Source organism: Steroidobacter sp., assembly GCF_036402275.1.
GTDB lineage: Bacteria > Pseudomonadota > Gammaproteobacteria > Steroidobacterales > Steroidobacteraceae > Steroidobacter.
On record NZ_DASWTF010000009.1, the window covers coordinates 228,227 to 252,500 of the forward strand.

Sequence of the window (24,274 nt, forward strand, 5' to 3'; positions counted from 1 at the left end):
CACTGAATAAACAATGAAAACGTGGCTACGGATCATCGTCACGCTGCTGTTGTGCGCGCTGTTGCTGATCTACGTCGTCGACGTGGAGTTGGTGTTCAGAACGCTTGGCAACTGCGATCCGTTGTGGGCGTGCGCGGCGCTGGCGGCATTCACGCTGGACCGCGTGCTCATGAGTTACAAGTGGGGACTGTTGCTGGCGATCCGCGGCTATTCGATTTCGCTCGCGCAGAAGCTGATGGTCTACTGCAGCGCCATGATGTGGGGCCTCGCGCTCCCGAGCACCGTGGGCGCCGATGGTATTCGGGTAATGCTCGTTCGTCGCTTCGGCGTGCGCGTCGACGACACGCTCGCCACCATCCTGGTCGAGCGCGGCATCGGATTCATCGTCGCTCTGCTGACCGCAGTCGTCAGTCTGATCATTCTTCGCATGGTGCTGCCGCAGGCCCCCGTTTACGACTATGCGCTCGCGTTCGGCCTGGCCGGGCTGCTGGCCGGCATCGTCATCCTGGTGTTCTCGTTCACCGATCATGCCTTGAGCTCGGTGCTGCGGCTCATTCCCAAGCGCTTCGCCGACAGCTCGGCAGCGCGGCTGCTGGAACGTTTGCACGAAGCATATGCATCGCTGGCGTCCGATCGGCCTCGGATCACCGCCTTCTCGGCGCTGACGCTGGTCGAGCACGTCACGGTCATCGTTTGTTACGGCCTGGTCGCCCGAGCCCTGGAAGTGCCGTTCAATCCAATGTTCATGTTTGCGGCCGTGCCGCTAGCCATCCTGGTGTCGCGCCTGCCCATTTCTCTGGACGGCATCGGTGTATATGAAGGCATATTCATCGCCATCCTCGCGTTGGGCGGCGTGCGGCCGGCGGACGCGCTCGCCATATCGCTGGCGGCCCGAGCCTTGCAGGTGGTTGTTTGGTTTCCTTGGTGGCTGATGCTCGCGGCGCGCACGGGGGTGCGTCCGCCTGCCGATACGGTGACGCCAGCGACAGAACCTTCAAGCATAGGAACCTCACCATGAGCGCAGACGGCTCAGCGATGACAGCAAATCGCCAGCAGCGCCCGGAGAGCCCGCTACGTGCGGATCTACGGCGTCGTTACGAGATGACCTCGGGAAGCACGCTGCGACGTGTGCTCACCTGCGCTCGATCGCCGGGCGTGCATGCGGTGCTGGTGTTGCGCTTCGGTCAATGGAGCCAGCGCCGGCCCAAGGCGCTGCGGCTTCTGTTCGACCCCGTCTATGCGATCCTGAATTTTTTCATCCAGGTGCTATGGGGCATCGAGATCCCGCGCAGAGCCAGGATCGGCCCCGGCCTGTACATCGGCCATTACGGCGGCATCACCGTTTCTTCCGGCGCAGTGATCGGCCGCGATTGCAATCTTTCGCAGAACATCACGATCGGCGTTTCGGGCGCGGGTCCGAAACGCGGCGCGCCGACGATCGGTGACAATGTTTACGTCGCGCCGGGCGCGCGGCTGGTGGGCAAGATCAAGATCGGCAACAACGTGAAGATCGGCGCCAACGCGGTCATCCACAAAGACCTGCCGGACAACGCCATCGCGGTGCTGGAGCCGGGCTTCAAGATCATTTCGTATGCCGGCAACGGCGCCGTCGCCGACGACGGCCCCTGAAAAGACAAAGCCCCAGGCCGGTTACACCTGCCTGGGGCGTGTCCCCCTGAGCACTCTGTTGTTTTGGGCTTGGACTCAGCGAGCGTACGAGTAGTACACCCCTTCGTCTTGCGCCTCGGATCGATTCAACACCACCCCCAGCAAATTCATTTCCTGCAACAGCCCCTTCGCGCCGTGCAGCGCGTCGCGGCTGGTCGTGCCTTCAGCGACAACGAGCAGCATGCCGTCCACCTGCGGCGAGAACGCCAGCACGTCGTCCGACGCCAGCACCGGAGGCATGTCGAATATCACGATGCGACGGGGCTTCTCGGCCTCCAGCGCCTGCACCAGCTCGTCCATGCGCGGCGAAGTCAGCAGATCCGACGCATTCGCGACCGCCTGGAAATTCGGAATCACCGCCAGCCGCTCGGCGCCGGTGGGTGAGTACACGATCTGCTCGAACGTCGCTTCGCCCAGCAGAAAGTCGGTCAGACCACGCTCGCCGCGGCTGTTACCCAGTCCGAGATAATCGGCCACTTTCGGCCGCTGCAGGTCCAGGTCCACCAGGAACACCCAGGTGTTCGAATCCTGCGCCAGGGCCATGGCGAGATTGATGGCGGTCAAGGTTTTGCCTTCACCCGGCGTCGCGCCCGTCACCACGAAGGAATGCCACTGATTGGCTTCCAGCCGACGCAGGATGCGTGTGCGCAGAATTTTGTAAGCACGCAAGGCGCCCAAATCGGTGATCTGCGGAAGGATGTTATTTTCCTCGAGCACCGCGCGATCCAGCGAGACCGGCTGAAACCTTCGCACATTCGACGTATCGACAGCCGCAGGCGGCACGCGTCGCAGGCGTGGGCGATTGCCTGGCTGCTCGGGCGGCGCCGGACGCTGAAATCGTTCCGCCGTCTTGCGCACTGCCTCTTCGATGATGCTCATTTGCGGGCTCTCGTGACTATCGGATCATGCCATGAATCGAACGACGACTATGCAGGCCATGAATAAAACTGCCACCGCTGCGGTCGCCGCATAGGCTGGCGCCGCGGCCTTGCGCTTACCGCCGCGGGAATGTTTGATCACCGGCACCGCGGTCAGCGGCGCGACGCCGAGGATATCCTGAATATCACGCGCGCCGCGCACCGTCGTATCGAACAACTGGGCCACGATGACGGTGGTCACCGAAGCGATCAGGCTCAGCACCGCCGCGATGATCACGATGGCCGCGCGCGCGGGCTTGGCGGGCTCTTCCGGAATCTTCGGCGACGACTTGACGCGGAATTTGTCGGCGGTGCCGCCGGCGATCGCCGCTTCGCTGACCTCAGCATCCATCTGCCGCCGAAGCAGTTCGTCGTACTTGGCGCGAGCGCTGGCGAGATCGCGCGTCACCGCCTGGTATTCGCGCTCCACTTCGGGCGCCGCCACGATGCGACCTTCGAGACCGCTGAGCTTGGTGCGCAACTCCATGGCGCGCGCCTGCAAGGCGGCCAACTGCGTGTCCGTGGCGTTCAACTGGGTCTGCACTTGCATGGCCATGGGCGAGTCGACCGCGGCAGTGGCATCGGTGGTCTCGCCCGAGGCGATGCGCGCTTGCAACGAGTCGATGTTGCGCTGGATGCGCTGAACGTCCGGATGATCCTCGCTGTATCGCTGGCGGGCCTCGGCCAGGATGGAGCGTTGCGTCTGCAGCTGCGCCTTCAGCGACATGCCGCTGGAGGAGCCGCCGGCCTTCAACTGATCGATCTGCCTGCGCAGCATGATCAGATCCGGATGGCTCTGGTCGTACTGCACGCTCTTGCGAGCATATTCCTCTTCGAGCGCGCGGACGCTGGCCTGCTCCGGGCTGGCCGCGCGCGCCTGCTGTAACTGAGACACCAGAAACACTCGCTCTCGTCGCAGTGCCTGCATCTGGCTCTCGACGTCCTGGATGTCGCTTTCGGTGCGATCCATGACGTTCAGATTCAGTTCGTTGAGCTCGGGCAGCTTGCCCACGTTCTTGGATTTGAATTCGGACAGCTTGGCCTCCAGACCGGCGACGTGGGTGCGAATCCGCTCGGCTTCGCGCGCGAAGAACTTGGCCTTGCCCGCGGCCTGGCGCTGGCGATCGTTACGATTCTCCTGGAGGAACGAATTGACCAGCCACTCGGCGCCCTCCTGAGCCCGCTGCGGCTGGCGATTGTCATAGGCGACAGTGAACGCCGTGACCACATCGCGCTCGCGCCCGGTGTTGGGATCGAGAATGGGCACGGTGACGATGTCCACCTTGATGTCGCCGCGCAGCTCTTCCAGCGCGCCCGCGGGATCCTCGGCCTGATCGTCATAGAGCTGATGCTCGGCCAGCAGCTTGGCCAGATTGCGATCGCTCAACACCACCGTGCTCAAGCTGCGCACGTATTGGTCCGCGTACGGAGATTCGTCCGGATCCTGCGCCAGGGCGTTGGGGTTCTGTCGGATGTTCTGCGCACCCTCGAGCTCGATCTGCCCGGACGAGCGGTACACGTCGGGCAACGCGATTGCCAGCGCCGCACCGATGGCGACGATGGGCAGCGCCACCAGCAGCAGCAGCTTTCGACGTTTGCGCAGAATGCCCAGGTACTCGCCGAAACCGGTGCTTTGCGGCTCGTGGCCGGCGGTGGGTGAGGATGGCGTCTGCATGTTGCTCGGGTTACGACAGCACGTTGAAACGACTGATGGATAAAACTATTGGGCCCGCTTCGGTTCGTACACGATGCCGATCAGGAAAGCGCTGGCGCTGGCGTCCGAAGGCTCGTCTTCGTATTCCTGCCAGCGGTAGTTGTAAGTACCGATGAGCGACCATTGCCGCAGCCACCGCCACTCGAAACCGAGCTCGCCGATGGCGTATTCGCGCGTGGGGTACGAGCCATCTTCGATCTCCTCGTCGCGGGACAGGCGCGCGCCAGCTCGCAGGGCAAAACGTTGCGAAACGTCGTGGTCGATCCTTAGACGCAACTGATGACGCTCCACCACGGTTCCCGCCGAGACCGGCCCGACGCTGCGCGTAAAGTCTAAGAACAGGGTGTTACGCTGGCTGGCCCACTGGCCGCCGGCGCCGGCGATGATGTTGGTGTCGCTGGAGCCGCGCTCCGGTTTGGTCTGCTGGGCGCCGACCCGGACATAGGCCCGCGAGTTCGCGGAATACTGTGTATTCCATTCAACCTCACCGCCGTACGCATCGGTCGTGGTGGTGGTGTCGTACTGCGAGGCCAGCGCGCGCACCAGCAAGGCCGACCGGGGCGAAGTGAGAAAGCCGAAACCCGCGCCTGCACCCACTTCGCTGAAGTCCTGCTGGAAGCCGGGCAGCTGATTCTCGAAATCCGCCTGCAGATAATGGGCATTCAGCTCCATTCGATAGCGTTGTGAGATGTCGTAAGACATCGAAGGCGCGATCCGGAAGAAGTCGCGACGGTTGCGCTGAACGAAGCGCCCCGAGTCGCCCTGATCCGGTTCCCCGAGCTCACCGCCCTCGCCCGCCTCCGGCAGCTCGCTGTCCACCACGTACTCGTCCGAGTACAGGAATGGCACGTTGATGCGCCGGCGCGGGGTCACATCGGAGAAGCCTGCCGTCAAATAGTAGTCCGTCGAGTCTTCGTCCTTCTCGTCCGGGAAGTAGGTTGCGTTGATGCGCGGTGTGATCTCGAAATTGGTGCGAGGATCGACAGTGCGAAACGTCACACCCACGTCCGCTTCACCGCCCGACACTTCCACTTCCTGGGACGGAAGGTCGAGGCGATAGTTATCGCTATAGCGATAGCCGGCCTGCACGCGCGGCGCGACTTCCCAGTTCGCCGCCGATGCGCCGGTGCATACGGCAACGGCCAACGGTACGGCGGCCCAATGTTTCCTGATCGACAGTTTAGGGCACAACAACGATATCTCCCGCGACCAGTTCGATGTTGGTTTCCAGACGGCGGCCGCGCACCACTTCGGGGTAACGGAACGCCATCGCCGTTTGTTTCTCGCCCTGGCCACGCAACACGATGATGTCGTTGGTGGCCGCGAACGGCGTCATGCCGCCGGCCATGCTCAGCGCCTGCATGATGTTGACGCTCGGATTGACGATGAACTCGCCCGGCTTGTTCACCTGACCGAGCACGAAGATCTTGTTGCCCTTGATCTCCTGCACGGAAACAGTGACCACCGCGCCGGAGATATATTTGGTCAGACGCTCCGAGACCAGTTTGTTCAGATCGGAGACGGTCTTGCCGCGCGCATCGACCTCGCCCACCAGCGGAAATGAAAACGCGCCGTCCGGGCGCACCAGCACCTGGCGTTGCAGGTCCGGCTCTTTCCACACGGAAATTTCCAGCGTGTCGCCGGGCTTGATGACATAGGACGCCTGCTGCGCATGGGCGGCCTGCATGCCCAGTACGCACATCATCAGCATCCCCCACATCCACTGCATTCTCGACATCTATGCTGCTCCTCCGGGCTTGGCGGTCGATCGGTTACCGGCGCGTTACGTTGGCCTGTCCTTTGCAGGTCACGTGCCAACGCAAGTCAATGAACGGGGCCTGTCGTTCGTTAGCGGCAGCGCGGCGCGGATACAAGCTTTCGCAGCCGCGTTGTTACTACCACCGTAGAAAGGCGCGCGTGTGAGCAAAGTTCCTGCACGAGCGGTGAATACCGAGGCAGGCGGGGTTGTAAGAACGTCGGGAAACACAGGATGACTGGTGCAAAAGTTACAACCACTCTAAGTGACACGGCTGCCGCAGTTGCCGCGGATCCAACACCGCGGCCGCGACTGTCTGTGATCGTGCCGCTGTATAACGAGCAGGAAAGCATCCGGCCGTTGTATGCGGCCATCGTGCAGGCGCTGGGTGACATCGGTTGCACGTTCGAGATGGTGTTCGTCGATGACGGCAGCCGGGACGACACCGCGGAGATCGCGAGACAGATCGCGCGCTTCGACTCACGACTGCGGCTGGTGAAGTTCCGTCGCAACTACGGCCAGACGCCGGCGATGGCCGCCGGTATCGAGCACGCGCGCGGCGAGATTCTCGTCACCATGGATGGCGATCTGCAAAACGATCCGGCCGATATCAAACTGCTGCTGGAACAGATCGAAGCCGGATACGACATCGTGGTCGGCTGGCGTCACAACCGACAGGACAAACTGGTCACGCGAAAGATTCCCTCGCGCATCGCCAACGTGCTGATCGGCAAAGTCACGGGCGTGCCGATCCGCGACAACGGCTGTTCGCTGAAGGCGTTCCGCGCCGACCTCATCAAGAGCATTCCCCTCTACTCGGAAATGCATCGTTTCATTCCGGCCATGGCGTCGATCGCCGGGCCGCGCGTCGCGCAGATCCGCGTGCGCCATCACGCCCGCCGTTACGGACAGTCGAAATACGGTCTGTCCCGCATCTATAAAGTTCTGCTGGACCTGATGGTCATCAAGACGGTGACCACGTTCGCGTCTCGGCCGCTGCGCTGGTTCGCGCTGTTGTCGGTGCCGCTGTTTCTGTGCGCGTTCGTCATGCTTGCGCACACGTTCGTCAGCCTGGTCACGGATCGATCGGCGCTGTCGCTGCCACTGGCCGGCACCGGAATTATTTTTCTGGCGTCGGCCACGATCCTTTTGTGCAGTGGCGCGTTAGCTGAGTTGATTTATTCCCGCGGTGACATCCGCGACAACGAGTTCTTCCGACTGACACAAACCATCCAGCGCCATCCGAGTGATAAGCGTAAGGCACCCACTGAACCAGTGACGACCATCACATCATGAGCACTCAGCCTCTCAACCCATCGTTGCCGTCGATCTCCGTGATCGTGCCCGTGTGCGGGCGACGTTCGGAATTGCGGTCGCTGTACACCCAGTACAAGGCGGGCGTCGACGCGGTCGGCCTGCCCTTCGAGTTCATTTTCGTCATCGACGGCGATCGCACCGACGCCCTCCAGACGTTGGAATCGATGCTGCACGAAGGCGAGGACCTCACGGTCATCAGCCTGACGCGCAGCTTCGGCGAAGCCGCGGCGTTGATGGCCGGCTTCGAACGGGCGTCGGGCAGCGTGATCCTCACGCTGCCGGCCTATTATCAGATCGAGGCACAGGACATTCCCAAGCTGGTCGCGGCGCTCGGCTCGTCGGACATGGCAATCGGCTATCGCTCGCCGCGCTATGGAAACATGCTCGATCGCATGCGTCGTAGTGCCTATCACGGCCTGGTCAATTTCGTCACCGGCTCACGCCTGCAGGACATCGGCTGCGGCGCGCGCGCCATGCGTCGTCAGGTGTTCGAAGAAATGGATCTCTACGGCGATCAGCATCGCTTCATGGCGATTCTGGCCGCCCGGCTCGGCTTCCGCGTCAGCGAAGTGGCAATGCGCCAGTCGCCGCAGGATCGGTTGCATCGGGTGTATCGCCCCAAGGAATACGCGCACTACGTTCTGGATCTTTTCAGCATCTTCTTCCTGACGCGCTTCACCAAACGTCCGCTGCGCTTCTTCGGCATGCTGGGCGCGGCGACCTTCGGCCTCGGCGCGGCGGTGATCGCGTTCCTGAGCGTGCAACGACTGTTCTTCGATGAAAAGCTGGCGGATCGTCCGGCTCTGCTGCTCGGAGCGCTGCTCGTCGTGCTGGGCATGCAGGTGTTCGCGCTCGGCCTGCTGGGCGAGCTGATCATCTTCACCCACGCCCGCGGCATGAAGGACTATCGGGTGCAGGAAGTGATTCAGTATCCCGAAACCGTGACTTCATCCGTCGAGGTCACGGACGTGGAGCCCGCGGAAGGCCGCAACAACGAGATCCGGCACACCGCGCCACCCGCGATGACCGCCTGAGTGCCTTCCAACGCGCCGGCCTGATACGGCGCGTCCCCGTCGGCCGGACCCGTCGCAATGGTGAGCTTCACATCCGCGAGCACGGCCGCCGGCAGCTGAGTTGCCTCCGCCGTCGAATAAATCATCGTCACTTCCGATAGCCGACCGATCGCGCTGGCCGCCAGATTGCCGGTCAAAAAATGATGCGCGTGATGAATCAGAATACAGTGCGGCCGGCCGGCGCGATCGTGCATCGCCTGCAGCTGTAACAGCAACGCGTCGACGAATACCGGCCGTGTCTCGGAGGGAAGCGCGACGAGATTGATATCGATGCTGTGCGTGGGCAACTCGAGCGCGGCGAGCACATCGGTGAGTCGCGGCGCTTCATGGATGTCGCCCCAGCTGCTCATATCGCCGAGCACGCCTTTGGGTGCGGCCCCCGGTAAATTGCGATCGGCGCCGATGACACAGCACTGATAGTCCTGTTGCATCAGCTGCTCGAGCAAACGATTGCAGATCAGGGTGCGGGCCGCTTCATCCGGCCCGCTGATCAGGACGGAGTCCTGGCAAGGCGTGAGGGTGATCTCGCGCTCGTCTTCATCCCTGCCCAGAACCACGCGGCGCCGAGGCGTCGAAGATGCGAGATCGGTGGCCACGAGGTCGCGCGCAATTTCGAGAAAGCCGTCGCAGAACTCGCCTTCCGTCACACGATCCGCCGCTTGCTTGATCGACTCGTGCGCGTTGCTCACGACCACGGCGTGCTCCGCCCAGGCCAGCAACGGCAGATCGTTCTCCGCGTTACCGATCGCCACCAGGTTGTGACGCGAGACTCCGAGCTCACGCAATGCTTCGTTCATGCCCGATGCCTTGTCGATGCCCGGCGGCAGCATCAGCAGCGTGTCATCGTTCAGCACCAGCTCGTAATCCATGTGCAGCTTGAGCTTGCGCAGCGCCTCGCGCGCCGAGTCGACGTAGCGGGCACTGGTGCTGATGATGGAGCTGCCGACGTTGAGCGGCGTGAACTGACGGCGTCGTAATTCCTGCAGCAGGATTTCCGGCGGCGCCTGGCCGAGGATTTCGGACTGGCGCGTCGCCGTTCGATGCAGCACCGCGCCGTTCTCGGCGACGATGTAATCGAACAGCCGCGCCTCGGGAAAAATTTCCAACAGCTGGCGCAATTCACGCCCGGTGACCAGGATCAATTTACGCCCGGTCGCGGAAAGCTCGCGCAAAGCGTCGATGCAACGCTCGTCGCAGCGTCCATCGCGCGCCAGCGTTCCATCGTAACCTGCGGCCAGCACCACGTATCTCATCGTGTTGCGTCGTCCAGCGTCTTGAAACTTCCCGATCCCGGACGCCTTGCAGTCGACCTCAGTTGAACAGCATGTCGTATGCCGCCAGCAGGCGCGGTACTTCATGCTCCCAGGCGAGCGAATTCTTGACCCGCTCGCGGCCCCACTCCCCCATTTGCTTGCGACGCGGCTCGTCGTCGAGCAGCGTCACGATCTGTTTCGCCATGTCGATCGGATCGTTGCGCCGGGCGTACAGCGATGCCTGCTGCGCCGACACGCGCCCCTCGGTCAGGTCGTACTGCACGATGGGTTTGCCCAGCGCCATGTACTCCATGATCTTGTTCATGGTGGACTTGTCGTTCATCTCGTTGGCGACATCGGGATTCACGCACACGTCCGCCGTGTTGAGCATCGCGAGCAGCTCCGCATCCGGCACCCGGCCGGTGAAAGTCACGTATTCCGCTACCTGCAGTTCCTGGGCCAGCTTGCGCATCGCATCCAGCTCGGTGCCGCCGCCCACCAGGCCGAAGTGAATATCCGTCCGACCCATCTCGTGCACGATGTGACGAACCGCGGTCAGCAGACCGTCGATGCCTTCCTGACGCCCCATCACGCCCACATAGCCGACCAGATATTTACGGCCCTGCTTGAGCTCGGGCTGCGGCGGCAACACCTTCAGGCGCCGCAGGTCCGGACCGCTGCGCACGACGAACACTTTGTTCGGCGGCCGCCGCCCGCGCTCGATCGCGATCTTGCGATAGGACTCGTTGGTGGCCACGCACACGTCCGCGGTTCGAAACGTCCAGCGCTCCAGCGCCAGCATCAGCTTGTAGAACACGTCGCGCCGCTGGAACTTCGCCTCGTACAGCTCGGGGTTGATGTCGTGGTGATCGAACAGGAATTTTTTGCCGAACAGCTTGTAGAAAGCGCCGATCAGAAAAATCATGTCGGGCGGATTGCAGCCGTGGATCACGTCGAAGCCGCGGGTGAAAAATATCTTCAGCGACAAGGCGAACTCGGCCGCGAGCGCCCAGCTGTACTCCAGCGCGTAGCCCATCGCGCCGTCCGCTTCGAACGGCATGGAATGCCGATAAATGGCCACGCCGTCGAGCTCCTCGAAACTCTTCTCGTAGCCCTTGCCCTTGGGGCAGATGATGGAGACCTGATAACCGTGGGCGTGTAGCGTGCGTGCCTCCTGCCACACGCGCCGGTCGAACGGCAGCGGCAGGTTCTCGACAATGATCAATACGCGCCGGCGACGAGCAACGGCGACACCCGCGCTCATTACGTTGGCCTGGACTTCGGCCCGGGTCTGTTCTTCGGCATTCGACATGACCCGTTACCAGCACACGCCTTGATAGGTGGCGCGATAGGTATCCCGGTCCGGCAGCATGGCGATGTCCAGCAACAGCTGGTCAGGGCGCGTGTGCGCGCGCAGGGCCGCCAGCACCTCGGGCGTCTTCATCGCCACCACCAGCACGTCGGAATCGCGCACCAGCGCATCGAGATCGGTGGTCATCAACGAGGCGATGTGCGGAATGCTCTCTTCGATGAAACGCCGGTTGGCGCCGATCAGCCGCGCCACGTTCACCTGCGGATCGAAAATACACAGCGGCAGCCCCTTGCCGATGAAGCGCTCGGCCAGGATCACCATCGGGCTTTCGCGCAGGTCGTCGGTGCCGGACTTGAAGCTCAGGCCGATCATGCCCACCGAGCGGCGCCCGCTTGCCAGTACCCGCTCGACCGCGTGCTCGATGTGCGCGGCGTTGCTGGGCAAGAGGCTGCTCAGCATGGGCAGCTCCACGTCGTTGTTCTTCGCCAGGTACAGCAGCGCCTTCAGATCTTTCGGCAGGCACGAGCCGCCGAAGGCGAAACCGGGCCGGAGATAGGCCGAGGAAATATTCAGCTGACGATCCATGCACAGCAGCTTCATGACTTCGTGCGGATCGACGCCGGCCGATTGCGACACCCGGCCGATCTCGTTGGCGAACGTCACCTTCAAAGCGTGGAAAGCATTACAGGCGTACTTGAGCATTTCGGCGGTACGCACCGAGGTGTGCACGAACTCGCAAGGCAGGTGTCCGAAGATGCCGCGTAACGCTTCGACCGCGTACGCGTCGTCGGCGCCGACCACGGTCAGTGGTGGATTGTCATAGTCGCTGATGGACGTGCCTTCGCGCAGGAACTCCGGCTGGAAGCACAAGCTGAAATCACGTCCGGCCTGCAGCCCCGAGGCCGCTTCGATAGCGGGCTTGATCACTTCGTCCAGCGTGCCCGGCTTCACCGTCGAGCGAATGACGACGATGTGGCGGGTCGCCTTCTCCGGCAGCACGGCGCCGATCTGCTCGGCGATGCGGGTGATGGCGGTCAGATCCTGGTTGCCGTTCTGGCGCGGCGGCGTGCCGACGCAGACAAAAGAAATGTCCGTGGCGAGGATGGCGTCGCGGACCGAATCGGTAACGCTTACCGTACCGCCACGCATTACGGCGCGCGTGAGCTCCTGAATGCCCGTCTCGACGATGGGCGCTTGGCCCCTTCGCAGCAGCTCGAGCTTGCCCGGGTCGATGTCGACGCCGAACATTTCATGACCGTCGCGAGCGAGGCACGCCAGCGAGACGGCGCCCACGTAACCCAGGCCGAAAATACTGATCCGACGCGGCGAGCCCGGCGCGATGTCTTCGTCCTCAGCGCTCTCCCGTACCCAGCCACGGCGAGCACGCTGTGCCTCGGCGCTCACGTTGTCGATCTGTAACGCCATCATGTATCTCCGTAATGAAAGTACCGAGCGACGCTTCGATCGCGCACCCGGTTCCCTGTTCAATTACAAGTTCTATGCCGCTGTTCCGTCGATCGCTCACGTGACGTGGACAGCCGTCCGACGTGTCGCGTGCAGCAGTCGTTCGTTATTTTTCGAACGCATTGCGAACGCACCGCGACAACCGAAATCCTGGTTTTTCAGGCAAATGCTGCGTCAATGTTTTCGACGCTGGAAAATGCCTACTTTTACAAACTCGAAAAAACTTTCTTACAAAGGAACCCGACTGGCGCTTGAAGAATTTGCATCTCACACTTCTGACAACCCTCGTTAGATTCTTTGTGGGGAGAACTTACACAGTGAACGCACCGATCACGCTGCACGAGAACGGGCTCGGCAACCTCCTCGGGCGCTCGCCTGCCATGCATCAAGTGTTCGGCTTGATCAAACGAGTGGCGCCCACCGAAGCCACTGTGATGATCATGGGCGAGAGCGGCGTCGGCAAAGAACTGGTCGCCGAATGCATCCACATGTTGAGCCATCGCGCTCAGGGCCCGCTGGTCGCGATCAACTGCGGCTCGATTCCGGCTTCATTGATCGAGGCCGAGTTGTTCGGTTACGAGAAGGGCAGTTTCACGGGCGCTTCTCGTTCGCACGCGGGCGTGTTCGAGCGCGCCACCGGCGGCACATTGTTCCTGGACGAAGTCACCGAGATGCCGCTGGATATGCAGACGCGGTTGCTACGCGTCCTCGAGACGGGACGCTTTTATCGCGTCGGCGGCACGCAGGAAATCAAAACAGACATTCGCGTCGTGGCGGCGACCAACCGCAACGTCACCGAAGCCGTGGCGAATCGTCAGCTGCGCGAAGATCTGATGTATCGGCTGGCGGTGTTCCCGCTGCACATACCGCCATTGCGCGAACGTCCGGGCGACGTGCCGTTGCTCGCACAACACTTCCTGAGCATGCTAAATCGCACCAGCGAGGTCACCAAGAGCTTCTCACCTTCGTTCCTCGAAGCGTTGGGCTCGCGACGCTGGGCGGGCAATGTGCGTGAGCTGAAGAACACCGTCGAACGCAGCTTCATCCTCGCCGACGAAGTGCTCGACGTGGATCTGTCGATCAACATGCCGGCACACAGCGTCGAACCCGTCGAAGCCGCCCGCCCCGCCGGCGTGCACGTTCCCCTGGGCTCGCGGCTGGACGAAGCCGAGCGTTCTCTGATCGAGGTCACATTGGACTATTGCGAAGGCGACAAACGTCGCGCTGCCGCCGTGCTCGGCTGCAGCCTGAAGACCCTCTACAACAAATTGAACAGCTACGCGCGGGAGCGCTCCGCAGCGACCGAGAATCTGGGACGTCACATTCCCGGCGTCGGGGCCGGGGTGCCTCTCACAAGCTGATCTTCCGAGTCGAGGCCAGCACAAGAGATCCGTCGACCCGCTATCGGCCCTGTGACACAGGGCCGATGTTTTTTGCGTGCGAATTTCTCGGCGAGCACGCCTTTAAACGCCCGTTTTGGCGGCCGAGCCGCAGTGACATTGACTTGACAGGCGTCGAACTCGGCCTATGTTGCCGACTATGACCGCCAAGCTGGACGATCTGCTCTCCGAAATCCTGCGCTTACCCTTATGGGAGCGGCAGCTGCTGCTCGATCGATTGCAGGCGGCGGAACCGCTTGGAGTTCGGGACGGGCAAGCGACCTACCAGAGCGACTCTATGAGATTCGTAACCGTAGCATTGCCCGATGACTTGGCCAAACGAGCGCAAGAAGCTGGCTTGCTGGGAAACAAGACTCTGGAAGGCATCCTGCGCCGCGCGCTGGAGGCTCATGCCGAGAGCGATGAGCCAGGGACGGTGCATCGTCGATTGGTGGAGAAGAATGGCTACTTGGTGGCGGAAGCCTTGCCAGGCGAACGCAGCATCACCTCTACAGAGGTCCGAGACATCCTGGACGACATGGAGTGGTGATGTTTCTACTGGATATCAACGTCTTTTTCGCGGTCTCAACGAAACTCACGCGGATCACACGACAGTCACTCGCTGGCTGGCCGGCATCGAAAAACATGCAAGCTGCGGCGTTACTCAAATCGGTACCTTCCGGTTACTGATACTCCCCGCGGCCATGCTCAATCGCCCGTTGACATCGGCCGATGCACATCGGGCGCTGGCACGCTTTACCAGCAGCGAACGTCACATGTTCATCCCATGCCCGCCTCTGTCGAGTGCCGACGTGGGTCAGACCCGAGGACATAGGGCGGCATACGACGACTATCTGGTGCAGATTGCGAAAGATGCTGGGTGCAAATTCGCGACATTCGATCGCGCTCTGGCCGCACGGTGGCCAGAGCGCACGCTACTCATCGGCTGACCTCGATCAACCCGCGGCGACGGGAGCGACGACGACGATGCGGTCGCGGCTGGAGACGACGGAGCCGCCTGGCTTTTCGATGGTGACTGCGAACATGGCCGGGTCGCGGATCTCGAGCTTGGCCGTGATCGGGATGATCACTTCGCGTTGGCCCGGCGGAATGTCGAACACGCCGCCGTCGACCGGATAGCGCTCGTCGCGAGTGCCGTCGAAGATCCACAGCTGATACTGCAACTCATTGGTGTTGTTCGCCTGCAAGCCGCGGAAACGTACATAGCCGTTCTGCGTGCGCGGATCCCAAACGACATCGCCGGTCACACCGCTGGAGGCCGGATCTTGTGTGGTCTGCCAGGTGCGTCTCAGCACGCCTTGTTGCGCCAGCAGTTGCTGACGCTCCTGTTCCAGGGTCGACGCGACCGCCGGCGTTTCGACCGTTGGGTCGCCGCCCATCTCCAAGCGCGGCCACCAGCCGGCCAACGCGATCAGCACGCTGGCGGCTGCGGCGAACCAGCCGACCTTGCCTTGCCAGGAAGCTGCTTTACGGGATGGACGCTGTGCGGTTTGCGACGGTGGCGGCGCGCTAACGGCAGGAGCGGCAGTGGCCGAGCGCGAACGACCCGCAATGCTGATGACACGCGGCTGCGCCGAACTCTGTCGCGGCGGCGGGGACATCGAAGCTTCGAATGTTTCCGCCTGCGCCATCAACCGCTCGCGCAAGCTGTGCGGCATTTCCTCGGGAACGTTGTTCTCGACATCGCCCGCGAGCAACAAAGCCGCGGCGGTGTATTCGAAACGACCGGCGTCGACATACTTCTCTTCGGAGAGCAGCTGTTTCAACTCGGCGCGCTCGGAAGAATTCAAGCCGTCCACGGCCCGCTGCACCAACAGCTCCACCAGCCTGGGGTTCTGCATGACCGAGTTGCTCATGAGCGCACCCCGTCGGAAGCAGCGTTGGTCACGCCCATCAGTTCACGCACCTGAATCAGCCCACGACGCATCATGGTCTTGACTGTACCGAGCGGCATTTGCAGCACATCGGCAATTTCCGAATGACTCAACCCTTGCAGGATCCCAAGCTCCAGCACCTGCCTTTGTTCCGGTCGTAATTGCATGACCGCGCGCGCCGCGGCCGACGCTTCGGCGCAGACCTCGGCGCTGTTGCCAGGGTCGGCCCAGCCCAGCGAATCGATGTCGTCGGTGGATTCGGTGCGGGCCTGGTGAGCCGCGCGGCGCATGCGGTCGATCAGACGGCGGCGCGCGATGGTGGCGACGAACACTTTTTCCGAGCCCTGATTGGGATCGAAGCGGCCGGCGCTACGCCACACATCCGTGAAAATTTCCTGGACGGCATCTTCGGCATCGGCGCGCGTGCGCGTCAGGCGTCTTGCGATGGACCAGATGAGACTACCGAATTGATCGATGCACTCGTGCACGGCACGCGCATCTCCTTGTGCGACTCGAGCGAGTACGGAGTCCGTCATTCGCGGGCGGCTCTGAGCTGGTGTGATTCGCGTCGCATCGTCGTTGGTCAGTGCGATGAGCGAAGTGTATGGAGCCGGAAGTATAGCGGAGACTGTCACTTCAGTTCGCCAGCTGTCTTGTGAGGTTAAGGGATACTCGCAAGCACTTATTCGCGACAGTGGCGCCGATGGGATTCAGCGGCATTTGCGTACGCCAATCCCGTCACATTTTTTTCGCGCGCGTTCAGCTTCCGGAACCCTCGCCGGGCGCCGCTTGTAGTCACCCGCAAAGGATCCTAGACTCACTACCAGACGTTTGTCTGGTATCGGCCCTGGCCAGGGCCCACCGCCACGGCAGCTGACCGCACATGCCTGACCTCACCCGCAAACAATTGGAAGTATTGGCTTTTGTCCGCCGCTTCATGGAGCGCGACGGGTTGCCGCCGACCCGTGGGGAAATCGCCGAGGGGCTGGGTCTGCGCAATCGGCAGGGCATCGACCAGCATCTCCGCGCCCTCGAGAGCAAAGGCGCAATCGAGCTGGTGCCGGGGATTTCTCGGGGCATTCGGCTGCGTGAGGATTTCGCCACCGAAGTCGTCGATGCCGCCGAGTTACGTCCAAACAGCGCAAAGGGGTTGCCGTTGTTGGGTCGTATCGCCGCGGGCGCGCCTATCCTGGCGGCCTCTCATATTGAAGAGCACGTCAGCGTCGATGCATCGCTGTTCAAGCCGCACGCCGATTTTTTACTTCGCGTGCGTGGCGACAGCATGAAAGACGCTGACATCCTCGATCGCGACCTGCTCGCCGTCCATCAAACGACGCAGGTTCGTAACGGCCAGATCGTCGTGGCCCGCCTGATCGATCAGGACGAGGCGACGGTGAAGTACTACCAGCGGCAAGGTCACATCGTGCGGCTCGAACCCGCGAACGCGGCGTATCGGCCCCTCGAAATCGACCTGCGTGAACAGGAGTTGTCCATTGAAGGACTGGCGGTGGGGGTGATTCGCACCGCCCTGCCCCGTGTTCGATGAAATGCTATGAGCCTGGCTCGTGCAGAAAAATTAGAGCAGCTCGCGCGGCTGTGTCGTAACGGCCGCGAAGGCCCGCCCCCGCGCGTAGAACCCAGCGGCTCGGCCAATCTCGACGCCGTACTGCCTGGCGGCGGCTGGCAGGCTGGCACGGTCGTCGAGCTGATGCCCGTGAGTGACGGCATTGGCGAGTTGCGCCTGCTGATGCCGGCGCTGGCGAAGATCACTCACAGCGAGCGGCACGTCGCCATGATCGCGCCGCCTTATATTCCGTTCGCTCCAGCCCTGCTTCGCCATGGGCTGCGGCTGGAGCATTTTTGGATCATTCGAGCTCAGAGCGCCGCCGACATTCTGTGGTCGGCCGAACAAACATTGCGCTGTAAATCCTTCGGCGCGGTGCTGGCGTGGCCGCAGGCGATTCGCGACCGCGAAGTGCGGCGGCTGCAGTTGGCGGCCGAGACTGGCGATAGCATCGGGTTTGTTTATCGCCCGCCCAGCGCCGCTCGGGAATCTTCACCCGCCGCGGTCCGACTGCGTTTGCAAACCGATGCGGCCGGTCAGTTGAATATCGACGTCGTCAAATGCCGTGGCGCGCGTGCCGGCATGTCTCTGGCGATTGCAGGGTGATGTCGTCCCATGCTGTGGCTCTGTATCACCCTGCCCCAGTTGCCTCTCGAAGCTTTGCAATGTGAGCAAAGCGAACGGCCGACTCTGGTCACCGTGCTCGCAGGCAGCGTGCGCTCGGTGGTCTGCTGCAATCCGGCGGCCGAACGCGTCGGCTTGAAGCCGGAGATGAACTTCACCACCGCGCTCGCCATCCTGCCCGAAGCGATCGCCCTGGAGCGCCGGCTCTCCGCCGAACAAGCGGCCTTGGAACGCCTCGCCACCTGGGCCTATCAATTCAGCGGCACGGTCATCCTGGGCGAAATATTCAACGACCTGCAGCGCGCCCGAAGCACGGCGTTGTGGTTGGAAATCGGCGCGAGCCTGCGCTTGTTCGGCGGCTTTCGTAAGCTCATCGAGCAGCTCGAGACGGAGTTGCGCAAGCTTTCTTATAGCTATCAGCTGGGAATCGCTCCGACGTTGGAAGGTTCGGCGCTGCTGGCTCGTACTGGCGTTCGGGTTGCAATCACTACCGTGGCGGCCCTGCGGGCGCGGGTCGAGACGGTGTCGGTGAATCGGTTGAATCTCGATCCCTGGATTCCACAGCAGTTACAAACTGTTGGCGTGCAGACGGTAGGAATGCTAGTGGCGCTGCCTCGGGATGGGGTGGCGAAACGTTTCGGGCCCGAGGTGTGCAATTACCTCGATCGGCTCGTCGGCGCCGCGCCTGATCCGCGTCCGACCTATCGTCTGCCGCCGCAGTATCAGGCGCGTTTCGAATTCGAAGCGGAGATCCACAGCACCGAAGCTTTGCTGTTCCCTTTGCGCCGCATGTTGCGTGAGTTCGTCGGCTTCCTACGCGCACGGGATACCGGAGTACAAACGTTCACGCTGCGTTTCATCCATCGCGACACCGTCGCGACGGTGCTCAATATCGGGTTGTCGATGCCAGATCGAAACAGCGATCGCTTTCTCGCTTTGGCTCGGGAACGACTAGAACATGCGGCGCTTCCCTCGGCGTCGGTGGCGTTGGAACTATCCGCCGAAGAGTTCGCCATGCCCACCGGGCTGCACATCGATATGCTGAGCGGCGCGACCGAGCAAAGCGAAGAGCTCGGCCATACCATCGATCGGCTCGTCGCTCGCCTCGGCGAAACGCAGGTGCATGGCGTGAAGGCCGTCGCCGAGCATCGTCCGGAAGATAGCTGGGCCACGGCGGATCCGCAGGACACGCGCCAGCACCTGGATTTTCCGGATCGTCCGCTGTGGCTACTGCCCGAGCCCAAGCCCATACAGCTGAGCGGCATGCCTGCGCTGACCGGCGCCGAGCGGATCGAGAGCGGTTGGTGGGACGGCGGCGACGTGCGACGTGACTATTTCATCGCGCGCACTCAACAAGGCTCCACGCTGTGGATCTACAAGGATCTGAGCGACGGCAGCTGGCACTTGCACGGGTTCTGGTCGTGAGCCAGAGAATCTACCAGCACGTCGAGCAGTACGCCGAGCTCCACTGCGTCAGCAACTTCACGTTCCTACGCGGCGCCTCTCATCCGGGCGAGCTGGTGTATCAGGCTCACAACCTCGGCTATGCGGCGCTGGCCTTGACCGACGAATGCTCGATGGCAGGTGTGGTTCGTGCGCTCGAAGCCGCCGAGGATTGCGGCTTGAAACTGATCGTCGGCGCGGAATTTCGCTGTCCGAACGATTTTCATCTGGTGCTGCTGGCGCCTTCTCAGCGCGCCTATGCGCAGATCTGTCAGCTCATCACCAAAGGGCGTATCGAGTCGACCAAAGGAACGTATGACCTGTCACGCGGCCATTTCGAACAGGACTTGAGCGAGTGCCTGGCGCTGTGGGTAGCGCCGCGCAATGCCCGCCCGTCCGAGGCGCGCTGGTTACGGGAATTCTTTCCTGACCGGAGCTGGATCGCGGTCCAGATGTTACGTCGCCCCGACGACGCGCAACACCTTGGGGCCATGCGCAAACTCGGCCAATCTTTTGGGTTGCCCTTGGTCGCCAGCGGCGATGTCCACATGCACGTCGAGTCGCGCCGCGCGTTGCAGGACACGATGACGGCTATTCGACACGGCTGCACCGTCGCCGACGCCGGACATCGCCTGTTTCCCAACGCCGAACGACATCTGCGACCACGCGAAGTGCTGGCGGAGTTGTATCCCGCGGACCTGATCGAGGAAACGTTGCGGATCGCGGAGCGCTGCGAGTTCTCGCTGCGCAGCCTGCAGTACAACTATCCGAACGAGATCGTTCCCGCGGGGCTGACGGCCACTCAGCACCTGCGCAACCTCACCGAGACCGGCATCCGCCGGCGCTGGCCAAAGGGCGAGCCAGCAACCGTTCGCGCCACCATCGAGAAAGAACTGGCGCTGATCCAGCGCAAGCACTACGAGCATTTCTTTCTGACGGTGCACGAGATCACCGAATGGGCGCGCTCCGAGCTGGCGGACGACGGCGGCAACAAGAAGCCCATCTTGTGCCAGGGTCGCGGATCGGCGGCGAACTCCATCGTCTGTTACGCGCTGGGAATCACCGAAGTGAATCCCGAAGACATCAGCGTACTGTTCGAACGCTTCCTGAGCGACGAACGCGACGAGCCGCCCGATATCGACGTCGACTTCGAGCACGAACGCCGTGAGGAAGTCATTCAGCACGTCTTCAAAAAGTACGGCAGGGCACGGGCGGCGATCGCCGCCACTGTCATCACCTATCAACCGCGGAGCGCCATTCGCGACGTTGGCAAGGCCTTGGGCTTGACCGAGGACATCGTCGACCGACTCGCGAAGTCACATGCGTGGTGGGACAACTGGGAGCAGCTGTCCGCCAATATCAAGGCGATGGGCATGCACGTGGACGACATCGTGATGCGACGTGTTTGCACGCTGGTGAAAGATCTGCTGAATTTCCCACGCCACCTCTCGCAACATGTCGGCGGCTTTGTGATCGCGGAAGAACCGATCAGCCAGCTGGTGCCCATCGAAAACGCCGCGATGCCCGACCGCACCATCATCCAGTGGGACAAGAACGATCTCGAAGAGCTCGGCCTGTTGAAGGTCGACGTGCTGGCGCTGGGCATGCTGACGGCCATGCGCAAAACCTTCGAGCTGCTCGCGACGGCCGGCACGGGACCGACCGCGATGGATCAGATCGCGCGCGGCGACGAAGCGACTTACGACATGATCTGCCGAGCCGACACCATCGGAGTCTTCCAGATCGAATCGCGCGCGCAAATGAGCATGCTGCCGCGGTTGAAGCCCCGAACTTATTACGACCTCGTGATCGAAATCGCAATCGTGCGCCCGGGCCCCATCAAAGGCGGCATGGTGCATCCCTATCTGCAGCGGCGCTCCATGAAGGACGAAGACGTTCCCTACGCCAGCGAGAAGCTGCGACCGGTGCTGGCGAAGACTCGTGGCGTTCCGATCTTCCAGGAGCAGGTAATGCAGATCGCAATCGTCGCGGCCAACTTCACCCCGGGTGAAGCCGATCAATTGCGACGCGCGATGGGCGCTTGGCAGCGTAGCAGCAAGATGAGCCTGTATCGCGAGAAACTGATGAGCGGCATGCTCGCGAACGGCTACACACCGGAATTCGCCGAACAGATCTACAAGCAGATCGAAGGCTTCGGCGAATACGGCTTTCCCGAGTCGCACTCGGCTTCATTCGCGCTGCTGACGTACTTCTCCAGTTGGTTGAAGTGCCATCGACCCGCGGCGTTCATTGCGGGACTCATCAATAGCCAACCGATGGGGTTCTATCAGCCCGCGCAATTGCTGGAGCAGGCGAAGCGCCAAGGCGTAAGAGTGCTTCCGGTCGATGTGACGGTCAGCGATTACGACTGCACCCTCGAAGAAGATGAATCGGGGAGGCACGCGATCCGTCTCGGCATGCGTTTGGTGAAGGGCTTACGGAAGGACGATGCGATGAGTGTGGTCGCCGCGCGAGCAGCGACTCCATTCACCTCGGTGGAAGATGTGGCATATCGCGCAGGTTTGAAATCGCGCGCCGCCAAAGCGCTCGCGCAAAGCGGCGCCTTCCGCAGTTTGAGTGAACACCGCAATCAGGCTTTTTGGAGCGCGCTCGGCATCGAGAGACTTCCTGGAGCGCTGGCGGCGAACGCTGCGCAGGAGCCGGCGCCAGCACTCCCGGTGCCGACGGAATGGGAAGAGATTCAGCGCGACTATCGTCAGATGGGATTGAGCACGGGCCGGCATCCGATGGCGTACTTACGTCCCAAGTTACGCGCCTCGGGAATCTCCAGTCGTCGCGAGCTCGATTCGATGCGCCACGGTCGAACCGTGCGCGTGGGGGGATTGGTCACTCACCTGCAGCATCCGCAAACCGCCAACGGTGTGATCTTCGCGTCGCTGGAGGACGAGACCGGCATCAACAACATCATTTTCTGGCCGGCGATTTTCGAGACCTATCGACAGCGCATCTTGCAGTCGAACTTCATGGTGGTGACCGGCGAGTTGCAGACCCTCGAGTCAGTCGTGCACGTGGTGGCGACGGCCGTCGAGGACTATTCCCACTGGGTGAGAACCTTGCCGCGCAAGTCGCGCGACTTTCATTGATCCACAAGTAGCTATCAGTCGCGCGCAGCGCGACTGTGGAAAACAAGAAGAAGAATGCCCGGTGGGCGAGAAATCAGCTGGCGGCGCGCAGCTGATTGAAGTGCTCGGCAGCCATGTCCTTGCGGAGGACCTTGGTTGCTTCGACACGCTGGCGTTTGGAGGCGCTGACGGCGGCTTTGGCCACTTTGACGTCGATGACTTGGGCTTTGACGAGCCGACGGCGTTCCAGCGTGTTCATATTGTTCAACCCCTGATTACTGAGAAGCAATTGGTAGGTTGCTGTATTGCAGCGATGCGTTCGCACCTGAGCAAAAAGCCCCGACGGATTTCTCCGTCGGGGCTTTCGCTACATTTAAGAGCCTGGCAGTGACCTACTCTTGCATGCCCGCAGGGCACACTACCATCGGCGCACAGCGTTTTCACTTCCGAGTTCGATATGGGATCGGGTGGTTCCCGCTTGCTATTGCCGCCAGGCAAACTGGCTCACGTCGCAGTCGATTGCTGTGTTTCAAGCGCTCGCCTGCAGTGAATTCGGAGTTGTTTTGACAACATTTCGACTCAGCGACATGTTCAACGAACCAATGTCACATTGAGTATCAACAAGTTGCCATACAGGCACCCAAGCTGATTGGGTGTTATATGGTCAAGCCTCACGGGCAATTAGTACTGGTTAGCTCAATGCATTGCTGCACGTACACACCCAGCCTATCAACGTCGTAGTCTTCGACGGCCCTTCAGGGGAATCGAGTTCCCAGGGAAACCTAATCTTGGGGGGGGCTTCGCGCTTAGATGCTTTCAGCGCTTATCCCGTCCGCACATAGCTACCCGGCAGTGCCACTGGCGTGACAACCGGAACACCAGAGGTGCGTCCATCCCGGTCCTCTCGTACTAAGGACAGCTCACCCTCAAGTTTCCAACGCCCACGGCAGATAGGGACCGAACTGTCTCACGACGTTCTGAACCCAGCTCGCGTACCACTTTAAATGGCGAACAGCCATACCCTTGGGACCTGCTACAGCCCCAGGATGTGATGAGCCGACATCGAGGTGCCAAACTCCTCCGTCGATGTGGACTCTTGGGAGGAATAAGCCTGTTATCCCCGGAGTACCTTTTATCCGTTGAGCGATGGCCCTTCCATACAGAACCACCGGATCACTAAGACCTACTTTCGTACCTGCTCGACCTGTCCGTCTCGCAGTTAAGCACGCTTATGCCTTTGCACTCTAGAGCGCGATGACCGACCGCGCTGAGCGTACCTTTGCACTCCTCCGTTACTCTTTGGGAGGAGACCGCCCCAGTCAAACTACCCACCATACACTGTCCCCAATCCGGATTACGGACCAAGGTTAGAACTTCGAACATCCCAGGGTGGTATTTCAAGGTTGGCTCCACCCGAGCTAGCGCCCAGGCTTCATAGCCTCCCACCTATCCTACACAGGAAGGTTCAAAGTTCAGTGTAAAGCTGTAGTGAAGGTTCACGGGGTCTTTCCGTCTTGCCGCGGGAACGCCGCATCTTCACAGCGATTTCAACTTCACTGAGTCTCGGGTCGAGACAGTGTGGCCAGCGTTACGCCATTCGTGCAGGTCGGAACTTACCCGACAAGGAATTTCGCTACCTTAGGACCGTTATAGTTACGGCCGCCGTTTACCGGGGCTTCGATCAAGAGCTTCGCCTTGCGGCTAACCCCATCAATTAACCTTCCGGCACCGGGCAGGCGTCAGACCCTATACTTCCACTTGCGTGTTCGCAGAGTCCTGTGTTTTTGATAAACAGTCGCAGCCACCGATTAC

The 24,274-nt window shown here is 61.7% G+C and carries 20 protein-coding genes and 2 rRNA genes (1 of these 22 only partly in view); 10 read left to right on the top strand and 12 right to left on the bottom strand.

What is annotated here, in order from left to right; genetic code table 11:
* The first annotated feature begins 13 nt into the window (after positions 1 to 13).
* A complete protein-coding gene (locus tag VGD45_RS03635; RefSeq protein ID WP_331153909.1) occupies positions 14 to 1,018 on the top strand; it encodes a lysylphosphatidylglycerol synthase transmembrane domain-containing protein in 1,005 nt (334 codons plus the stop codon).
* Positions 1,015 to 1,629, top strand: coding sequence for a hypothetical protein (locus VGD45_RS03640; protein ID WP_331153910.1), 615 nt, complete (start codon positions 1,015 to 1,017; stop codon positions 1,627 to 1,629). The genes VGD45_RS03635 and VGD45_RS03640 overlap by 4 nt, the downstream gene beginning before the upstream one ends.
* A 75-nt stretch (positions 1,630 to 1,704) precedes the next feature.
* On the opposite strand, the gene VGD45_RS03645 is transcribed toward VGD45_RS03640, so the two are convergent.
* The 4 genes from VGD45_RS03645 to VGD45_RS03660 are packed head-to-tail and all read right to left on the bottom strand — an operon-like array spanning position 1,705 to position 6,037.
* Positions 1,705 to 2,547, bottom strand: a complete 843-nt coding sequence (locus VGD45_RS03645; RefSeq protein WP_331153911.1) for a CpsD/CapB family tyrosine-protein kinase — start codon at positions 2,545 to 2,547, stop codon at positions 1,705 to 1,707.
* A gap of 24 nt (positions 2,548 to 2,571) precedes the next feature.
* Positions 2,572 to 4,260, bottom strand: a complete 1,689-nt coding sequence (locus VGD45_RS03650; protein WP_331153912.1) for a GumC family protein — start codon at positions 4,258 to 4,260, stop codon at positions 2,572 to 2,574.
* Between the two features lie 45 nt (positions 4,261 to 4,305).
* Positions 4,306 to 5,493, bottom strand: coding sequence for a hypothetical protein (locus tag VGD45_RS03655; protein WP_331153913.1), 1,188 nt, complete (start codon positions 5,491 to 5,493; stop codon positions 4,306 to 4,308).
* Positions 5,480 to 6,037, bottom strand: a complete 558-nt coding sequence (locus tag VGD45_RS03660; RefSeq protein WP_331153914.1) for a polysaccharide biosynthesis/export family protein — start codon at positions 6,035 to 6,037, stop codon at positions 5,480 to 5,482. The genes VGD45_RS03655 and VGD45_RS03660 overlap by 14 nt, the downstream gene beginning before the upstream one ends.
* Positions 6,038 to 6,289: 252 nt before the next feature.
* Between VGD45_RS03660 and VGD45_RS03665 the strand changes: the two genes are divergently transcribed.
* A complete protein-coding gene (locus VGD45_RS03665; RefSeq protein ID WP_331153915.1) occupies positions 6,290 to 7,351 on the top strand; it encodes a glycosyltransferase family 2 protein in 1,062 nt (353 codons plus the stop codon).
* Positions 7,348 to 8,406, top strand: coding sequence for a glycosyltransferase (locus VGD45_RS03670; protein WP_331153916.1), 1,059 nt, complete (start codon positions 7,348 to 7,350; stop codon positions 8,404 to 8,406). Before VGD45_RS03665 ends, VGD45_RS03670 begins: the two co-directional genes overlap by 4 nt.
* Here the strand turns inward: VGD45_RS03670 and VGD45_RS03675 are convergent.
* From VGD45_RS03675 to VGD45_RS03685, 3 genes are read right to left on the bottom strand one after another with little or no spacing between them, the layout of a single operon-like run.
* Positions 8,298 to 9,698 (bottom strand): HAD family hydrolase, encoded by a 1,401-nt coding sequence (locus VGD45_RS03675; RefSeq protein ID WP_331153917.1) that lies wholly within the window; start codon positions 9,696 to 9,698, stop codon positions 8,298 to 8,300. The genes VGD45_RS03670 and VGD45_RS03675 overlap by 109 nt on opposite strands.
* A gap of 58 nt (positions 9,699 to 9,756) precedes the next feature.
* Complete coding sequence (locus VGD45_RS03680; protein WP_349263204.1) at positions 9,757 to 10,962, bottom strand: glycosyltransferase family 4 protein; 1,206 nt, start codon at positions 10,960 to 10,962, stop codon at positions 9,757 to 9,759.
* A 54-nt stretch (positions 10,963 to 11,016) separates the two neighbouring features.
* Entirely contained in the window at positions 11,017 to 12,438 is a 1,422-nt protein-coding gene (locus tag VGD45_RS03685; protein WP_331153919.1) for a nucleotide sugar dehydrogenase, read from the bottom strand.
* A gap of 353 nt (positions 12,439 to 12,791) precedes the next feature.
* Here VGD45_RS03685 and VGD45_RS03690 point away from each other — a divergent pair, with 353 nt between their 5' ends.
* Together VGD45_RS03690 and VGD45_RS03695 are read left to right on the top strand one after the other, a co-directional pair.
* Complete coding sequence (locus VGD45_RS03690) at positions 12,792 to 13,835, top strand: sigma-54 dependent transcriptional regulator (RefSeq protein ID WP_331153920.1); 1,044 nt, start codon at positions 12,792 to 12,794, stop codon at positions 13,833 to 13,835.
* A 166-nt stretch (positions 13,836 to 14,001) separates the two neighbouring features.
* Positions 14,002 to 14,403, top strand: coding sequence for a hypothetical protein (locus VGD45_RS03695; RefSeq protein WP_331153921.1), 402 nt, complete (start codon positions 14,002 to 14,004; stop codon positions 14,401 to 14,403).
* A 406-nt stretch (positions 14,404 to 14,809) separates the two neighbouring features.
* On the opposite strand, the gene VGD45_RS03700 is transcribed toward VGD45_RS03695, so the two are convergent.
* Together VGD45_RS03700 and VGD45_RS03705 are read right to left on the bottom strand one after the other, a co-directional pair.
* Complete coding sequence (locus VGD45_RS03700) at positions 14,810 to 15,730, bottom strand: anti-sigma factor (protein ID WP_331153922.1); 921 nt, start codon at positions 15,728 to 15,730, stop codon at positions 14,810 to 14,812.
* Positions 15,727 to 16,284 carry an RNA polymerase sigma factor gene (locus VGD45_RS03705; protein ID WP_331153923.1) on the bottom strand — a complete coding sequence of 186 codons (558 nt, stop codon included), beginning with the start codon at positions 16,282 to 16,284 and terminating at the stop codon, positions 15,727 to 15,729. Before VGD45_RS03705 ends, VGD45_RS03700 begins: the two co-directional genes overlap by 4 nt.
* A 347-nt stretch (positions 16,285 to 16,631) precedes the next feature.
* On the opposite strand from VGD45_RS03705, the gene lexA reads away from it, so the two are divergent.
* From lexA to VGD45_RS03725, 4 genes are read left to right on the top strand one after another with little or no spacing between them, the layout of a single operon-like run.
* Entirely contained in the window at positions 16,632 to 17,294 is a 663-nt protein-coding gene (gene lexA, locus VGD45_RS03710) for a transcriptional repressor LexA (protein ID WP_331153924.1), read from the top strand.
* Between the two features lie 6 nt (positions 17,295 to 17,300).
* Entirely contained in the window at positions 17,301 to 17,918 is a 618-nt protein-coding gene (imuA, locus tag VGD45_RS03715; protein ID WP_331153925.1) for a translesion DNA synthesis-associated protein ImuA, read from the top strand.
* Between the two features lie 9 nt (positions 17,919 to 17,927).
* A complete protein-coding gene (locus VGD45_RS03720) occupies positions 17,928 to 19,361 on the top strand; it encodes a DNA polymerase Y family protein (protein WP_331153926.1) in 1,434 nt (477 codons plus the stop codon).
* Positions 19,358 to 22,483 (top strand): error-prone DNA polymerase, encoded by a 3,126-nt coding sequence (locus tag VGD45_RS03725; protein ID WP_331153927.1) that lies wholly within the window; start codon positions 19,358 to 19,360, stop codon positions 22,481 to 22,483. Before VGD45_RS03720 ends, VGD45_RS03725 begins: the two co-directional genes overlap by 4 nt.
* Before the next feature lie 73 nt (positions 22,484 to 22,556).
* Here VGD45_RS03725 and VGD45_RS03730 read toward each other — a convergent pair whose 3' ends face one another.
* From VGD45_RS03730 to VGD45_RS03740, 3 genes are all read right to left on the bottom strand, one after another.
* Positions 22,557 to 22,721: a hypothetical protein gene (locus VGD45_RS03730; protein WP_331153928.1), complete on the bottom strand. Its 165-nt coding sequence runs from the start codon at positions 22,719 to 22,721 to the stop codon at positions 22,557 to 22,559.
* A 120-nt stretch (positions 22,722 to 22,841) separates the two neighbouring features.
* Positions 22,842 to 22,957 (bottom strand): 5S ribosomal RNA (gene rrf, locus VGD45_RS03735).
* A gap of 165 nt (positions 22,958 to 23,122) precedes the next feature.
* Positions 23,123 to 24,274 (bottom strand): 23S ribosomal RNA (locus tag VGD45_RS03740); it runs 1,743 nt beyond the window's last position.

Excerpts from the sequence above, each read along its gene's own strand:
- imuA (WP_331153925.1), top strand. The coding sequence starts at position 17,301 with ATGAGCCTGGCTCGTGCAGAAAAATTAGAGCAGCTCGCGCGGCTGTGT.
- VGD45_RS03670 (WP_331153916.1), top strand. The coding sequence starts at position 7,348 with ATGAGCACTCAGCCTCTCAACCCATCGTTGCCGTCGATCTCCGTGATC.
- VGD45_RS03730 (WP_331153928.1), bottom strand. The coding sequence starts at position 22,721 with ATGAACACGCTGGAACGCCGTCGGCTCGTCAAAGCCCAAGTCATCGAC.
- VGD45_RS03635 (WP_331153909.1), top strand. The coding sequence starts at position 14 with ATGAAAACGTGGCTACGGATCATCGTCACGCTGCTGTTGTGCGCGCTG.
- VGD45_RS03695 (WP_331153921.1), top strand. The coding sequence starts at position 14,002 with ATGTTGCCGACTATGACCGCCAAGCTGGACGATCTGCTCTCCGAAATC.
- VGD45_RS03650 (WP_331153912.1), bottom strand. The coding sequence starts at position 4,260 with ATGCAGACGCCATCCTCACCCACCGCCGGCCACGAGCCGCAAAGCACC.
- VGD45_RS03645 (WP_331153911.1), bottom strand. The coding sequence starts at position 2,547 with ATGAGCATCATCGAAGAGGCAGTGCGCAAGACGGCGGAACGATTTCAG.
- VGD45_RS03685 (WP_331153919.1), bottom strand. The coding sequence starts at position 12,438 with ATGATGGCGTTACAGATCGACAACGTGAGCGCCGAGGCACAGCGTGCT.
- VGD45_RS03720 (WP_331153926.1), top strand. The coding sequence starts at position 17,928 with ATGCTGTGGCTCTGTATCACCCTGCCCCAGTTGCCTCTCGAAGCTTTG.
- lexA (WP_331153924.1), top strand. The coding sequence starts at position 16,632 with ATGCCTGACCTCACCCGCAAACAATTGGAAGTATTGGCTTTTGTCCGC.
- VGD45_RS03680 (WP_349263204.1), bottom strand. The coding sequence starts at position 10,962 with ATGAGCGCGGGTGTCGCCGTTGCTCGTCGCCGGCGCGTATTGATCATT.
- VGD45_RS03640 (WP_331153910.1), top strand. The coding sequence starts at position 1,015 with ATGAGCGCAGACGGCTCAGCGATGACAGCAAATCGCCAGCAGCGCCCG.
- VGD45_RS03675 (WP_331153917.1), bottom strand. The coding sequence starts at position 9,698 with ATGAGATACGTGGTGCTGGCCGCAGGTTACGATGGAACGCTGGCGCGC.
- VGD45_RS03665 (WP_331153915.1), top strand. The coding sequence starts at position 6,290 with ATGACTGGTGCAAAAGTTACAACCACTCTAAGTGACACGGCTGCCGCA.
- VGD45_RS03700 (WP_331153922.1), bottom strand. The coding sequence starts at position 15,730 with ATGAGCAACTCGGTCATGCAGAACCCCAGGCTGGTGGAGCTGTTGGTG.
- VGD45_RS03660 (WP_331153914.1), bottom strand. The coding sequence starts at position 6,037 with ATGTCGAGAATGCAGTGGATGTGGGGGATGCTGATGATGTGCGTACTG.
- VGD45_RS03705 (WP_331153923.1), bottom strand. The coding sequence starts at position 16,284 with ATGACGGACTCCGTACTCGCTCGAGTCGCACAAGGAGATGCGCGTGCC.